We start from the raw sequence: 14,026 nt of genomic DNA on the forward strand, positions 1-14,026 counted from the left end.
TTGGCCGATCACAATCTCGCCAGCGCGGTCTGCGCCGCGTTGTATCCGCACATCCCGTGTGCTCCCGCGCCGGGCGGGGTTGCCGCAGAGCACAGGTACACCGCGGGTATGCCGACGGCGTAGGGGTTGAAGGCCGGTCGGGGCCGGAATACCAGTTGGCGGGCAGAGTTGGCGCCGGTGACGACGTCGCCAGCAACGTAGTTCGGGTTGTACTGCTGCAGTTGCTGCGTGGTCCGGACATGCCGAGCCAGGATCCGGTCGCGGAAGCCAGGTGCGAAGCGCTCGATCTGTGCCTCGATCTGTGCCGTTGCGTCCCCGGTGAACCCGGCCGGAACGTGCGCGTAGGCGTACAAGGGTCGATGGCTACCGGTCGCGCGGGTCGGATCGGCAAGGTATTGCTGCCCGACCAGGACGAACGGACGCGCCGGGAGATGGCCGCGCGCCACCTCGCGTTCCGCGTGCGCAAGCTCGTCGTAGTCGCCGATGACATGGACCGTTCCGGCGCGACGTGAGGGTTCATGGCGCCACGGCACCTCGCCGTCGATGGCGAAGTCGATCTTGAAGACGCCTGGACCGTGCCGGTACCGGGTCAGTGCCCGCCGGACCGCGTGCGGCATCGCGTCCCCGGCGATCTGTACGGCGGCGCGCGGGGCGACGTCGAGCATCACCACGTCCGCCTCGTCGAGCTGGGCGAGCGACTCGACGCGAACGCCGGTCACCACCTTGCCGCCCAGGGTCTCCAGGCCGCGAATCATGGCACGGCTGATGGCCGCCGACCCGCCCTCGGCGACGGGCCAGCCATACGCGTGGGCCGCCGTGGCGAGGGCTACTCCGATGGCCGAGGACATCAGGGTGGTCAGCGGCCGCAGCGCGTGAGCCGCTACGCCGCCGTACAGCGCCCGTGCCTCCGGTGTCGACCAGGCTCGGACCAGCACCGAGGCGGGCAGCGCGGCGAATACGCCGAACCGGGCGAGCGCGAACGGATGGGAGGGCACCCGTACCATCGGCCGGAGGAAGTCGGCGGTGATCGAGCCGAACCTCTCGGTCAGTGGGCCGAACACCAGGCTCCAGGCGCGGCGATCCGGCCCGAGCAGTGCTGCGGTGTCCTCGACTGACCGGAGTGCGGCGGCGCCACGTCCGTCGTCCAGCGGGTGCGCGTACTGGATCTCGGGCCACCGCCAGGTCAGCCCGTACGCCGCCAGATCGAACTCGCGGGAGAACGGCGTATCGACTGCGAGAGGATGGAAACCCGAGCACTCGTCGTGGACGAGTCCTGGCAGGGTGAGCTCGCTGCTGCGGGTCCCGCCACCTGGTGTGTCGGCGGCTTCGAGGACCTCGACGTCGACACCGGCCTTGGCGAGCGTCAGGGCGGCAGCGAGCCCGTTCGGCCCGCTGCCGACCACCACGGCCCTGGTCATCGTCCGGTGCCCGTCAGATCCGGCGCTGCGTGGCTGACCCGCTGGTAGCCGGGGAGCCGCCACTCGACGTCGAGGCGGATCGGGCCGTTCGGCAGCCAGGGCTGCTCGGCGACGGCGTCGGCGACCTGGTAGCTGCCGCGCTCCACGATCCCGATCGCGGCGTCGATCACCTGGTAACGCTGGTGCTTCTCGTGCACCGCTTGCGACTCGATCCAGGCGACGATGAACTCACCGGGCTCGAAGTCGCAGCGCTTCTGGATCGAGGCGATGAACTTGTGGTCGTGCAGGTGCCCGTCGCCGAAGTTGAAACCGACGATGCAGTTCGTCATGAACTCACCTTCCCGCAGCGAGTAGCGGTCGATGTCGCCGCCGAGCTGATTGATCAGGATCGAGTTGAGCGCGCGGCCCTGACTGTGCAGTGCCCGCCATCCCTGCACCTGGTGCAGTGCCACCTCGGCCGCATCCCGGCTCCCCACCAGCTCTGCGACTTGGTCGACGACCATCGGCGCCGGCTTGACCAAACGCTCGTTGAGCCGCTGCTCGGCTCCCGGTGCGAAGGCCCAGGTGGCTGACGCCCAGTTGCCGGCGTACTGCCGCATCGACGGCAAGAAGGACACTAGGTCGGGCCGCAAGTTGCCGAGCACGGGAAAGGCCAGCAGCGCGGCGGCGGTGAGCCCGAGCAGCCACGGCGTCATGTCGCCGAGGCCGTACCCGTCCCAGCTGGGGTGACCGAGGAACAGGAACGCGGTGCCGAAGGCGAAGAGGATGTTCCACTCCAGAGGCACGGCCAGCGGGAACGTCGAGGTGATGAACAGGTGGAAGCAGATCATCAGGACCGCCGCCAAGATCGTGACGGTCCGGTTCGTCGAGAACAGCAGGGTCAGTGGGGCCAGAATCTCCACCAGCGTCCCGCCGACGTGTGCGAGCAACTTGCCGTTGTGCGACGGCCTGAGGTCCTCGGGGAAATTCTTGTAGTTGGCTCGCTTCATCGCCTTCGACGGCAGCCAGGGAGTGTTGCTGACCATCGGAGGCACGACCATGGCGAAGTGCTTACCGAACTTCGAGAAGCCGGCGCCAACCCAGACCGCGACGATCAGCAGCTTCAGCGCGACGATCATGTCCGCCGCGCCGTATGCCGCGAAGAACACGATCGCCGGCAGGTACTGCTCGCCGCGCGCCTGCAGGAAGGCCACTTTGTCGCGCAACCCGAGCACAACCAGCAGGACACCGAGAACTGCCATCAGCGCGGGTGCGACCCGCCCGCCGTCGAACCCGAGGCGGGCGATCCCGGCGTCGTCGGAGCCGGGCATGGCCAGCGCGGTCACGAGGGTGATCAAGACCGCGACGTACAACCCCACATCCAGCCCGGTTCGACGATCGCCGCGGGTCATCGGTACGACGCCAGGCCACGGTGGCTCACGAATGGTGCCCACCCGGCTGTAGGTGCGCCAGCCGCCGGTGAACGGCTTGAAGTGGCCGGCCAGCGGGCCCCAGGATCCGGCGACGCCGAGCACCTCGAGCAGCACTGTCCAGAGGATGAGCTTCTGGTAGAAGATCGGCTCGGTCCAGAACACGGCGGAATGCAGGGGATTGAAGCCCGACGTGAGTGACGCGACCAGATAGCCACCGAGAGCGTAGAGGAATACCAGCTTGACGACGTAGATGAGGTGGAAGATCTTCGGCGACCCGAAGCCGTGCTCGGCCCAGAACCGGGACATGATCTTGATCCGCTCGAGGTAGGGGATGGAGTACAGGTTCTCCGGGTCCACCGGTGGCGCAGTGCCGGTCTTGAATCCCATGGTGAGGCTCCTTCGTCGGGCTCAGGGCTGTTGGAGAGCCTGCCGCAGGGCAGGCTTGTCGGTCTTGCCGACCGGGTTCTTGGGGATGGCGTCCACGACGATGATGGCGACTGGGACCTTGATCTTGGTCAGTTGCGCGCGGCACCTGGCGTACAGTTCGTCGACGTCGAGCGTCGTGCCCGGATACGGCGTCACGTAGGCGACCGGAACCTCGCCGTACACGGTGTGCGGGCCGCCGACGACCGCGGCCTCGAGCACCGCGGGATGGCCGTGAAGGACCGTCTCGATCTCTTTGGGGTAGATGTTCTCGCCGCCGCGGATGATCATGTCCTTGATCCGGTCGACGATGCGCAGGTAACCGTCGTCGTCGAGGATGCCGACGTCACCGGTGTGCAGCCATCCGTCGCCGAGTGCGTCGGCGGACGCTTCGGGTCGGTTGAGGTAGCCCCGCATGACGTTGGCGCCCTGGATGACGACCTCGCCGCGCTCGCCGGTCGGTTGGAAGGTGCCGTCCGGTGCCATGATCGCGACCCGCTGGCCGGGGAGGGCGACGCCGACGGTGCCGACCTTGCGCGGGCCGTCGAGGGGATTCGCGGTGGAGGCGCACGTAGCCTCGGTCAGGCCGTAGCCCTCGATCAGGCCGATCCCGAGGCGCTGCTCGGTCGCGGTGAGCAGCTGCTTCGAGGCCGGTGCGGCACCACAGATCGCGAACCGAACGGACGACGTATCGGTGATCACCTCAGCCGGCTGCGAGACCAGGTGCGAGTAGATCGTCGGTACGGCGGAGAAATACGTCGGGCGATGCTCCTCGACCGCCGCGAGGAACTCGAGTGGCCGGAATCGCCGCAGCACGGTTAGGCGGCCACCCACCGACATCGGGGTCAGGAAGCTGATACAGATCGCGTTCACGTGGAAGAGCGGGAGGACCAGCAGGCAGTGGTCGTCCCGAGTGATTTGCAGATGGGATGCCATCATCGTCGCCATCGCGCTCAGGTTGGCGTGGCTCAGCATGACACCCTTCGGCCGACCGGTCGATCCGCTGGTGTAGATCAGCAGGGCGAGATCATCCGGCGAGGTGATCGCCACGGGAAGGACGTCCGGATCCGGCCGGCTGCGCCACAGGTCGTCGACGGCGATGGCCGGCCGGCCGCCGTTCGGCGCGTCGGGACCGTCGTTGACGACCACGGTCGCGTCCGCGTCGGTGATCTGGTAGTCGGCCTCGTTCACGGTGAAGGCCGGGTTGATCGGGGTCGCGGCGGCGCCGAGCCGCCAGGCGCCGAGCATCGCGACCAGCAACTCGATCCGGTTCGGCAGCATGATCGCCACCACGGATCCGTGGCCGACTCCGTAGAGCGCCAGCTGGGCTGCGGTCGCGTCTACCCACCCGGCGAGTTGGGCGTAGGTCAGATCGTGGCGATCGTCGCGGACGCTCGGGCGCTCGTCGTAGGCCGGCGGCCAACGCCAGGGGAGGTAATCGAGTTCTGTCACTGTCATCTCTACTCCGGGCAGGTCTGGAGGCGTGGGGTCGCGGGGCGGACTCTGTCACTGACGGTAGGGACCGCAGCCGGCCAGCGCCTTGTGCCGGGAAGACGAACCTTCAGCCAGGGTTGGTGCTCCCGGGCTGACAACGGGTTCCACCGGGTGCAGAATCGGACCATGGGACGGGAGGTTCCCGTGGTTCCTGACGAGCTGGGCGGCGAAGCCCTGGCGCGGGTCGCCAAGGTGGCCGGCGTGATGGGCGCGGAACTGCCGAAACTGACCGAGACGCTGCACAAGGTGCTGGCGGCGTCGATCCCGGAGCTCCAGGGGGACGCGCTGCTGCTCGAGTTGCTGGCGGCAAGCATTGAGAGCAATCTCGAGACGATCGCCCACATCATGCGCTACGAGATCGCGATCGACGAGGTCTCCACTCCGTCCGCGGCACAGGAGTACGCGCGCCGGCTCGCGCAACGAGGAGTGTCACCGAGCGCCCTCGTCCGCGCCTACCGGCTCGGTCAGCAGCAGGTGCTGGAATGGGCCTTCGACGAGATCGCGGCCACTGAGCGCGACGGGCGAATCGCCTTCGCTGCCGGAAGGTTGATAGTGGATCAGACCTTCCGTTACATCGACCGGATATCGGAGCAAGTCGTCACGGCGTACGAGTCGGAACGCGTCCGCTGGCTCGCCAACCGCAACACGGTGCGGGCCGCGATGCTGGATGAGTTGCTGCGCGGCGAGCGCGCCGACCTCGTGTCGGCGGAAAGCGCTCTCGGCTACCGGTTACGGCAGAATCATCTGGGCGTGGTGCTGTGGAGCACGGCGCAGTCGCCCGCAGCCGCAGAACTGCGTCGCCTCGAGCGTCTGTTGCAGCAGCTGACAAAAACGGTGGGAGGCGCCGGGCAGCCGCTGTTCGTACCGAGGGACCGGACGACCGGCTGGGGGTGGGTGCCGTTGGGACGGGCCGCCGAGGTACGCGGTCTGGACATGCTGCATTACGACGACGCGGATGGCGAACTGAGGGTCGCCACCGGCTCCCCGGCAGCCGGCGCGGCCGGCTTCCGGGTGACCCACCTGCAGGCGATTCGTGCGCAGCAGGTTGCGGTGACTGCTCAGGGTTGCGCGGTGCGGGTGACGTCGTTCGTCGATCCCGAGGTGCGGACGGCCGCGATGCTGGCCGCCGACCTCGACGGCACCCGGCGGCTGGTCGCAAACGCCCTCGGAGGGCTCGCGGCCGACACTGACAATGCCGTCCGGCTGCGTGAGACGTTGCAGGTCTTCCTGGCCGAGAAGGGAAGTTATATCGCGACTGCGGACCGCGTCCACCTGCACAAGAACACGGTCAAGTACCGGATCGACCGTGCCGTGGATGAACGCGGACGATCGCTGGACGACGAGCGCCTGGAGCTGGAACTCGCACTCGTTGCTTGCCGGTGGCTCGGACGCAGCGTCCTCACCACCCCTCAGTGAGGTCAGCGGTACTTGTACGCCAGCAGTCGTAGGCCGACCAACGGGACGCCGAGCGACAACAGTCCCGCGAAGGGAAGGAGATAGGCGATCATGGCAGATCCTCTCGAGTTCGACTCGACCTCGTGGAGAGGCCGGGTCCGGCTGGTACGTCGAGAGTCGCACCGGCAAGCATCTGGCGGACTGGCCGCGGGAACCGAAGCTCGGGCGCGTAGTTGGTCGGCGAGCACAGCCGGCCTCACTGCCGCCGGACGACGACACCGACTGTGAGAAGGCGCTGATGGCCGGCACGGTAGCCGACGCGATGGTGTCGATGCTGAAGATGTCCGGGGTTCGTCGGATGTACGGAATCCCGGGGGACTCGCTGAACGGTCTGACCGATGCGCTGCGCCGCGACGGCGAGATCGCGTGGGAGCATGTCCGGCACGAGGAGTCTGCCGGCTTCGCGGCATCTGCGGAGGCAGCGCTGACCGGGGAGCTGGCGGTGTGCGCCGGCAGTTGCGGGCCGGGCAATCTGCACCTGATCAACGGCCTGTTCGACGCCAACCGCAGCGGCGTTCCTGTCCTGGCGATCGCCGCGCAGATCCCCGCCGAGGAGATCGGTGGGGCCTACTTCCAAGAGACTCATCCACAGGACCTGTTCCGCGAGTGCAGCGTGTACTGCGAGCTCGCCAGCGTGCCCGAGCAGGTTCCGCGGCTGCTCGAGATGGCGCTGCGCGCAGCCTTGCAGCGCGGTGGTGTCGGAGTCGTCGTCGTGCCCGGCGAGATCTTCCTCGCCGAAGGCGCGGACGCGGCGCGGCTGCAGCCTGTGCGGCCTGTCCATGCAGTCATTCACCCGGATCCCGATTCACTGAGCGTCGCGGCACAGGTGCTCAACCAGGCGGAACGGGTCACCATTCTGGCTGGGGCAGGCTGTGCGAACGCTCATGATCAGTTGATCCGCCTGGCGGAGACCCTGAAGGCGCCGGTCGTGCACGCTTTCCGCGGCAAGGAGTTCGTGGAGTACGACAACCCGTACGACGTCGGCATGACCGGACTGATCGGGTTCAGCTCCGGATACCGGGCGATGGAGCACTGCGATGCGCTGGTGATGCTAGGCACCGATTTTCCCTACCGGCCGTTCTATCCCGAGGGCGTGCCGGTGATCCAGGTGGATGTGCGGGGTGAGCGAATCGGCCGGAGGGTGCCGGTCCAGGTGCCACTCGTGGGCACGGTCAGGGACACGGTCGACGCGTTGCTGCCTCTGCTCGAGGTGAAGGCCGATTCGGATCACCTGAACCGGATGACCGCGCACTACCGGCGAGCCCGGGCTCATCTCGACCGCCTCGCCAAGCCGGGCGGTGAGGGCTCCCCACTGCACCCGCAGTTCGTCGCCGCCACCATCGACCGCCTCGCTGCCGACGATGCGGTGTTCACGGCCGATGTGGGTACGCCGTGCATCTGGGCCGCACGCTACCTGCGGATGAACGGGTCGCGTCGACTGATCGGGTCGTTCAACCACGGCAGCATGGCGAACGCGCTGCCGCAGGCGATCGGGGCACAGGCCGACGATCGGGCGCGGCAGGTTGTTGCGTTGTCGGGAGACGGCGGCCTGGCGATGTTGCTCGGCGAACTGCTCACGCTGCGCCAGCAGCGACTACCGGTCAAGGTCGTGGTGTTCACCAACGATGCCTTGTCGTTCGTCGAATTGGAGATGAAGGCGGGCGGCATCGTCACCTACGGTACCGATCTGGTCAATCCCGACTTCGCCGGGATTGCCCGCGCAGCCGGGCTCTTCGGCGCCCGGGTCGAGTCGGCGGACGCACTCGAGGGAGCGCTCCAGGCCGCGTTCGAGTACGACGGGCCGGCGCTGGTGGACGTTCGCACCGCCCGCCACGAGATCTCGCTGCCGCCCAAGATCACTTTCGGCCAGATCAAGGGCTTCACCCTCTACGCGACCAGAACCATTCTGTCCGGGGGAGCGAACGAACTCGTCGAGCTCGCCAAGACCAACCTGCATGATGTCGAACTGGAATGACCGCCCGTCAGGTACGCAGCTACGGCATCGTTCGACCGGTGATATTGGTCGGTCGAACAGAGGAGTCGCGAGAATGAAACGCTTCCAGTGAACGTCGCCCCGGAGCCGGAGCAACGCTCGAGGAGCCCGGGTATCGTCGGTGGCTCGAGCAGGATCGCGGTGTGGTCGCGGGCCTCGTGGACGACGGCGATGCGACATGCCACATTGGCACGCGCTGACTTCGTGTATTACCCAGCAACCCGGAACCATCAGCCGTGAGGAGCGCCGTCGAATCCGGCGGGAGGATCTGCCCTGGCGACTACAGTGCTTTTGCATGGATGAGGTGACGATTCGGTCAGCCAGGCTGCCGGAGGACCTTGACCAGATCTGCGACCTGTATGCCGAGACGGTCGACTGGCACGCCGAGAATTGGCCGGCCGACTTCAGGAAGGTCGACACTCGAGGGTCGGTACGCGAAGGCCTATCTCACGCCGACGGAAAGAGCGGGCTGCACGTCCTCGTCGCCGAGGCTGATAGGGGCAGGCTGGCTGGACTTGTGGCCGGGTCCATTCGGCCGCGGTCCACACAGGCCATCGCTCCCTATGACGGTCCCCTGATGCAGGTCCGTGACTTTGTCGTCGTCAGTGCGTCGTATCGTCGACGAGGGATCGGCGCCATGCTCATCGGACGGCTGGAACAGCTAGCCCATCAAGATGGGGCCGTTGCGATCACGTTGCACGTGCACAGCCAGAACGAAACGGCTGGAAGCTTCTGCCAGCAACAGGGCTTCCGGCCGGTCCAAGTCGAGACGCGCAAAGACATCACGCCATGATGAGGCCCACGTGATTGGCGAGCTTCCACACGAACCAGCGCACGAGTCAACCGACGCTGCAGCGGCACAGCGTCACCTGCTGAGGACGACCTTCCGAAGGCCTGCTGAACACGAACCATTACCAGTAGTCAACGCCGGACTCGCAGATGTCGAGGCGCCTCCCGGCTGGTCGCGTTCGTGGTGCGGTTCGTGGTGCGACGTCGTGTCAACTCATGCGGGACATGTGGCCGTGGGACGAAGCAAGCGATAGCAAAGTTGCTGGTAGAGGCCAGATGCGGCGCCGTCGTTCCTTCTCGTAATGAGAAGGTCGTCGGTTCGATTCCGACAGGCGGCTCCACACCAGAGCACCAAGAAACCCCAGGTCAGACCACACACGACCTGGGGTTCTGTCTGTCTCGGCTGCCTCGTGATGCGTCTCATGGGGCCCGTTTGATAACGCGCTTGCTAACTAGGCACCAGGGCGGACGCCTCCGGTCCCTCGTCCTCGTCTGTCTCATCCTCCGCGGCGTTAGCAGACTCCGACTCGGCAGCCGCAGCGGCGAAGATGCCGGCGACACCGGCCGCGTGGGTCCGGATCACGTGCGCATAGATCCGAAGTGTGATCGCCGGGTCAGCGTGGCCCAGTCGCTCAGCCACCACGTGCACCGGCACTCCAGCGATGAGGAGCAACGTCGCATGCACATGCCGCAGGTCGTCGAGACGCGCGTGGGGGAGTGGTTTGGCCGGAGCCTTCTCCGAGTCAGGTGCGTTGTATGCCCGGATGACCTTGCCCGTGAGCTGAGTGACCGTGTCGGGGTAGATCGGCTCTCCAAGGCCCGTCGTGAACACGTACCTGGAGTCAGGCCACGCCTCGCCGACCTTCGCTTGGTCAGCCATCTGGCGTCGTCTAGGAGCCTGGGCGACCACCTGGCGCCGGCCAACGCACAGCCGACTTCCGGACGTTTGGAGCCGCCGACGATTCATGGAAGCGACCGCGCGACGTCGACGGGTCGCTGTGCGGCAGAATCGCCGGGTGGGGTTCAATCTCGCCGCACTGCTCTACACGCACGATGCCGAGTCAGCTGTGCCGTCAGCCACGGACGTCGTGTCGATCCTGTTTCCTCGCTCGAGGTACAAGAACCTTGGTCGAGGCACTTTGGAACAGAACGGGTTCCCGAACCGAGGTGACATCAACGTCGGAACAGTCGGGCGAGGAACCGTGGTCGCCACCCGCGACGCAATGCTCTTCAACCCAACCAAGCTGCATCCGCGCTACCTCAAGGTGCCACTGAGCCGCGATGTTGTCCTTGTGGCCCAACAGTCGGTCTACGACATGTTCGCCTTCGGACACTGGACCGACGGCCAGTTACGAAGGTCGATAAGTGTCAACCCGGTCGGCAAAGTCTGGGAGTCGATCGGAGACCCCGAAGCGTTCGAGGCCCCGTTCTGGGCGGGCGAGTGTCCAGTTGGATCGGATTATCCGCTTCCGTTCCACCCACTCGATATGGCGGAGGCGGCTGTCCGAACCTACTTGGGCATCTACGCAGAAGGACAGCCGACACAGGGGCTCATCGGGCCAGACCGAATCCAGCTTGAACTGTTCGGACGTCGATCCTCGTAGGCGCGATCATGCCGCGATTCAATGCTCCCGCACCGTCGCAGAGCACCTGGCGGACGAGTGTCGCGCATCTGTCGACGGAGGACACCCAGCTAGGTCACGTTCGCGCCGTTCTTGCCGTTCGTGCCGTGTGCCACCTGATGCCTGACGATTTCGTGCCGTCTGATGGTTGACACCTCGCCTAGGAAACTGAGAGACCGCCGTGGTCGGTCCGTTGCCATAGGTTAGTCGCCTGGCGCGTGGGATTGGGGTTTGTGATGGATGGTCTGCAGCCGAGTCCGTGGGGTTCGCCCGAGGTGTTTCGCACCCTTGTGCGTCAGGCGGGCCTGACGGTGGGGTCGTTGACCGCGGCGAGCGCGTGGTCGGTGTTCGGGTCGTTCAGCTGGATCGAGTTCGATGTGCCGCGGGAGGCGGACTCCGATGGGCTTTTGTATCAGTTCGGGGTCTATGACTTCTCCGGCGAGCCGCGCTTTCACTTCGATCTCACCAGGCAGTTCGGCTTGCGTGACTCCGATGAGTATCTGCAGTTCCACTGCGACGTGCAGTACCTGCCAACGCCTCGGCTCGAGGCGTTGGGATCGCACTCGGAGTGGTGGTTCCGCGGCGACGGGAGACGGCTGCCGGAGTGGGTCGACGCGGTGAACCTGCGTCCGGAATGGCCCGTCTTGGAGTCGGTGCTGCCGACGGCGGTCGAGGTCTACTGCGACGAGACGTGACGTGGTCGTTCGGCCTTGATGTTACGGATCGGCAGGGTGGTGGTCCGGCGCACGACGCGGGTTTCTTCGTCGTCGAGCTCGATCGCCCGGGTGGTTTCGGAGACCCAGATGGTCAGGGTCTGATGCTTGTGGGCGCGGCCGAGGGAGACCTTTTGGCCGCAGACCATGATCACGCCGGAGTTGGAGGCGCGGCGCTGCACCCGGACTGGTTCGACCGATGGGCGTGGGGGTGGTCCGGCGGGTCGGCCGCCGCGCAGCTGGCGGGCCTGGTCCATGGTCTGCGGGTTCGGGCGGACCCGGAGCAGTTCGCGGGTGTCGAGGTCGTAGAACATCAACGTGGCGGGTTCGATGCGGATCCCGACCCGGCGCCCGCCGAGGATCTCCGCGGCCACGAGTACCTGTCCGGCCAAGGCCACGGTGCCACCGCGGGCGACGATCCGTTCCACCTCGATCGCGTCGCTGCGCTCGATCTGTGGCAGCGGTGAGGGCCCGGCGTTGGTTGCGCCGTCGGCGACGAGCCGTGCGATGTCGTTGACGGTCAGGTGTGAGCGGACGGTCTTGATCCGGGCACCTGCCACGAGCAGGTGGATCAGGTTCACGTCGACCCAGAACCGCAGTACTTGGCCTGCCCGCTGTGGGCCGAGCCAGAACTGTTTCCCGGCGACCTGCAGGTTCCCGCTCGGTGGCACGATCCGGTCGAACTCGATCGGGCCACCGGACCACGACTGCCGGACCGGCAGCACATCGGCGTCGTCGGTGACGGCCTCGTGATCGGTGGGCTCTGCCGGTGCGAGATGCGGTGGGAGCCACAGCTCCAGAAGCTCTTGTTCGTCTTGCGGAGCCGGGCGGAATCGATCGGCCGGCATTACCGGTGCTCGCTCGTCGAGCCGCTGGTGCGGGCGGTCGGTGTTGTATTGGGCAACGAACCCATCCACCGCGGCCTGCGCGGCCGCGACCGACAGGTAGGGCTGGTGGTCGTCGAGCAGCTCGCGGCGCAGCGTCAGATGGAACCTCTCCACCTTGCCGTTCTGATTCGGCGAGGCCGGCGCGGTCAGTCGATGCGTGATCGCGTTCTTGCGGCAGATCTTGTCGAACAACACCTCACCGCCCTTGCCGAACCGGCCGGTGAACTGCCTGCCGTTATCGGTTAGCACCTCCTCGGGAACACCGAACCGCTGCAGTGCCCGAGCAAACGGCAGACACACCGCCCGACCGGTTGCCCGCTCCACCACCGCCGCGAGCACACAAACCGGGAATGGTCGTCCACGCCGGTCACCACCTTGGCCACACATGGAGGTCCTCCCCGAGCCCGAAGCGCTCGCGGCTCTCGGCCTGACGACGTGGACAACCTGTGGCTACGGCATGGCGCCGGCGTCTCACCACGGGATCGATTTCGACCTCGAGGGACCCTGGCTCGTGACTTAGTACTCGCGGCAGCGACCACCGGCCGCGGTCGTCGACCCGGGGGACGAGCGGGATCGCCAGGCACCCAGGGCGGTCACCACCATCCGTACCAGGAAGACTAGAGAGCTGCGAGAGCGTGCTGCCGACCCGGGCATGATCTGGCCGGATCGCGGCCGGGGCAACCGAGCCGACCAAGGTCGGCGCTGCGCAACCGCGGCGCCCGTCCACCCCAGCGTGCTACGCCGCCACTCCTCCGGCGCGCCCGTAACGCGCGCTCCCACGACCCGACCTTCCCGTGCCTGCGCGGCTTGAGGGTTTCAGCCGAGGGAGAGTAGGCGTTCCTCCAGGAGTGGGGCGACCTGGTCGATGGTTTCGCCTAGATCGAGCCAGGACTGCTCATGCGGCGCAGGCTCGTCCATCCTGGCCACGGCCAGGCTGAACACACCCGTCAGGGCGTCCCGTCCCCCATCGGGCCGCACCACTGACAGGCCGAACTCCACGGCAAGAGCGGTCCGCACCACCTGCGCCTTGCCCGGGTCATCCGCGAGCGGCTTGCCACCGGTGAGGAACTTCGGTTCCTCGGTGATCTTCAACCACTCGACCTTGGCCCCTTCGACCTGCTGCGCCAGCAACTCCTCGATCCTGTCGCGCACCGCTCGCCCGGGCTGATCTCCCAGCCAGTCGAGCCAATGATCTGCTTTGGTGAGCAACTCGAAGTCGTCCCGAGGGCGCCTATGCTGCTTGTTGGGTACGAACTCACCGGTGATCTGCCCGGCCTCGTCGACTCGCCAACCCCCACGAATCGCCTCCGGCGGCACATAACCGTTCGGATCGTCGACCCACTCCCCATCGATCTCGTAAACCCACCCACCTGGATTCCGAGCTGCATCAGCCACCAGCCCGTCAGACGGTCGACGCCGCCGCTTGAACATGCTCACCCACCCCAGTCTGCCGCACGGCGATCGCCTCACTCTCCAGAGCGGGGCGTCCCGTAGGCGCATGAATAGCACAGAGCCAGGGCCACTGTGAAGCCTCGCGCCGACCAACAGCGCGAGGGCAGGCTCTGTGGCTGATAGTCGCCGGCGATGGTCGGTCGCAGCAACATGCAATCGACCCGGAACCCACTGGTGCCGTCCGCCTCCGCCCGACGAATGAACGGTGCCCAGAGCAACGACCGTCGCCTGCGGCGCAGCCGACGCCTTCCCAGAATGCGCCCGAACGACGTTCGGCTCAGCTCCCGAGCCTATGCCCAGGCCGGACGAGTCACGGCCGCCGACCGGCAGCACGCCCAGGCCGATGCGATGATCACCGAGCTGACACA

General features: G+C 66.8%; 11 protein-coding genes. 5 read left to right on the forward strand and 6 right to left on the reverse strand.

Annotated features, from left to right (window positions below; all coding sequences use genetic code 11):
- Positions 1 to 8 precede the first annotated feature (8 nt).
- From E0H75_RS07335 to E0H75_RS07345, 3 genes are read right to left on the reverse strand one after another with little or no spacing between them, the layout of a single operon-like run.
- On the reverse strand, positions 9 to 1,418 hold the full coding sequence (locus E0H75_RS07335) for a phytoene desaturase family protein (RefSeq protein ID WP_131512413.1): 1,410 nt from the start codon (positions 1,416 to 1,418) through the stop codon (positions 9 to 11).
- Positions 1,415 to 3,217 (reverse strand): DUF3556 domain-containing protein, encoded by a 1,803-nt coding sequence (locus tag E0H75_RS07340; protein ID WP_131512414.1) that lies wholly within the window; start codon positions 3,215 to 3,217, stop codon positions 1,415 to 1,417. Before E0H75_RS07340 ends, E0H75_RS07335 begins: the two co-directional genes overlap by 4 nt.
- Positions 3,218 to 3,238: 21 nt before the next feature.
- Positions 3,239 to 4,711 carry a class I adenylate-forming enzyme family protein gene (locus E0H75_RS07345; RefSeq protein ID WP_131512415.1) on the reverse strand — a complete coding sequence of 491 codons (1,473 nt, stop codon included), beginning with the start codon at positions 4,709 to 4,711 and terminating at the stop codon, positions 3,239 to 3,241.
- 162 nt (positions 4,712 to 4,873) lie between these two features.
- Here E0H75_RS07345 and E0H75_RS07350 point away from each other — a divergent pair, with 162 nt between their 5' ends.
- The 3 genes from E0H75_RS07350 (at position 4,874) to E0H75_RS07360 (ending at position 8,988) form a co-directional block, all read left to right on the forward strand.
- A complete protein-coding gene (locus tag E0H75_RS07350; RefSeq protein WP_238162878.1) occupies positions 4,874 to 6,163 on the forward strand; it encodes a PucR family transcriptional regulator in 1,290 nt (429 codons plus the stop codon).
- A 277-nt stretch (positions 6,164 to 6,440) separates the two neighbouring features.
- Positions 6,441 to 8,177: a ubiquinone-dependent pyruvate dehydrogenase gene (gene poxB, locus E0H75_RS07355; RefSeq protein WP_131512416.1), complete on the forward strand. Its 1,737-nt coding sequence runs from the start codon at positions 6,441 to 6,443 to the stop codon at positions 8,175 to 8,177.
- 313 nt (positions 8,178 to 8,490) lie between these two features.
- Positions 8,491 to 8,988 (forward strand): GNAT family N-acetyltransferase, encoded by a 498-nt coding sequence (locus E0H75_RS07360; protein ID WP_165553501.1) that lies wholly within the window; start codon positions 8,491 to 8,493, stop codon positions 8,986 to 8,988.
- Positions 8,989 to 9,432: 444 nt separating this feature from the next.
- On the opposite strand, the gene E0H75_RS07365 is transcribed toward E0H75_RS07360, so the two are convergent.
- Positions 9,433 to 9,864 carry a site-specific integrase gene (locus E0H75_RS07365; protein WP_202872852.1) on the reverse strand — a complete coding sequence of 144 codons (432 nt, stop codon included), beginning with the start codon at positions 9,862 to 9,864 and terminating at the stop codon, positions 9,433 to 9,435.
- Positions 9,865 to 10,000: 136 nt separating this feature from the next.
- Between E0H75_RS07365 and E0H75_RS07370 the strand changes: the two genes are divergently transcribed.
- Positions 10,001 to 10,588, forward strand: coding sequence for a DUF6928 family protein (locus E0H75_RS07370; protein WP_131512419.1), 588 nt, complete (start codon positions 10,001 to 10,003; stop codon positions 10,586 to 10,588).
- A 254-nt stretch (positions 10,589 to 10,842) separates the two neighbouring features.
- Positions 10,843 to 11,301, forward strand: coding sequence for a hypothetical protein (locus E0H75_RS07375; protein WP_131512420.1), 459 nt, complete (start codon positions 10,843 to 10,845; stop codon positions 11,299 to 11,301).
- Here E0H75_RS07375 and E0H75_RS07380 read toward each other — a convergent pair.
- Positions 11,283 to 12,455 carry an integrase core domain-containing protein gene (locus E0H75_RS07380; RefSeq protein WP_238162879.1) on the reverse strand — a complete coding sequence of 391 codons (1,173 nt, stop codon included), beginning with the start codon at positions 12,453 to 12,455 and terminating at the stop codon, positions 11,283 to 11,285. The two genes, E0H75_RS07375 and E0H75_RS07380, sit on opposite strands and share 19 nt — an antisense overlap.
- A 567-nt stretch (positions 12,456 to 13,022) precedes the next feature.
- Entirely contained in the window at positions 13,023 to 13,643 is a 621-nt protein-coding gene (locus tag E0H75_RS43530; RefSeq protein ID WP_202872853.1) for a hypothetical protein, read from the reverse strand.
- Positions 13,644 to 14,026: the final 383 nt, after the last annotated feature.

The organism is Kribbella capetownensis, assembly GCF_004331485.1.
In the GTDB taxonomy this organism is placed as follows: Bacteria; Actinomycetota; Actinomycetes; order Propionibacteriales; family Kribbellaceae; genus Kribbella; species Kribbella capetownensis.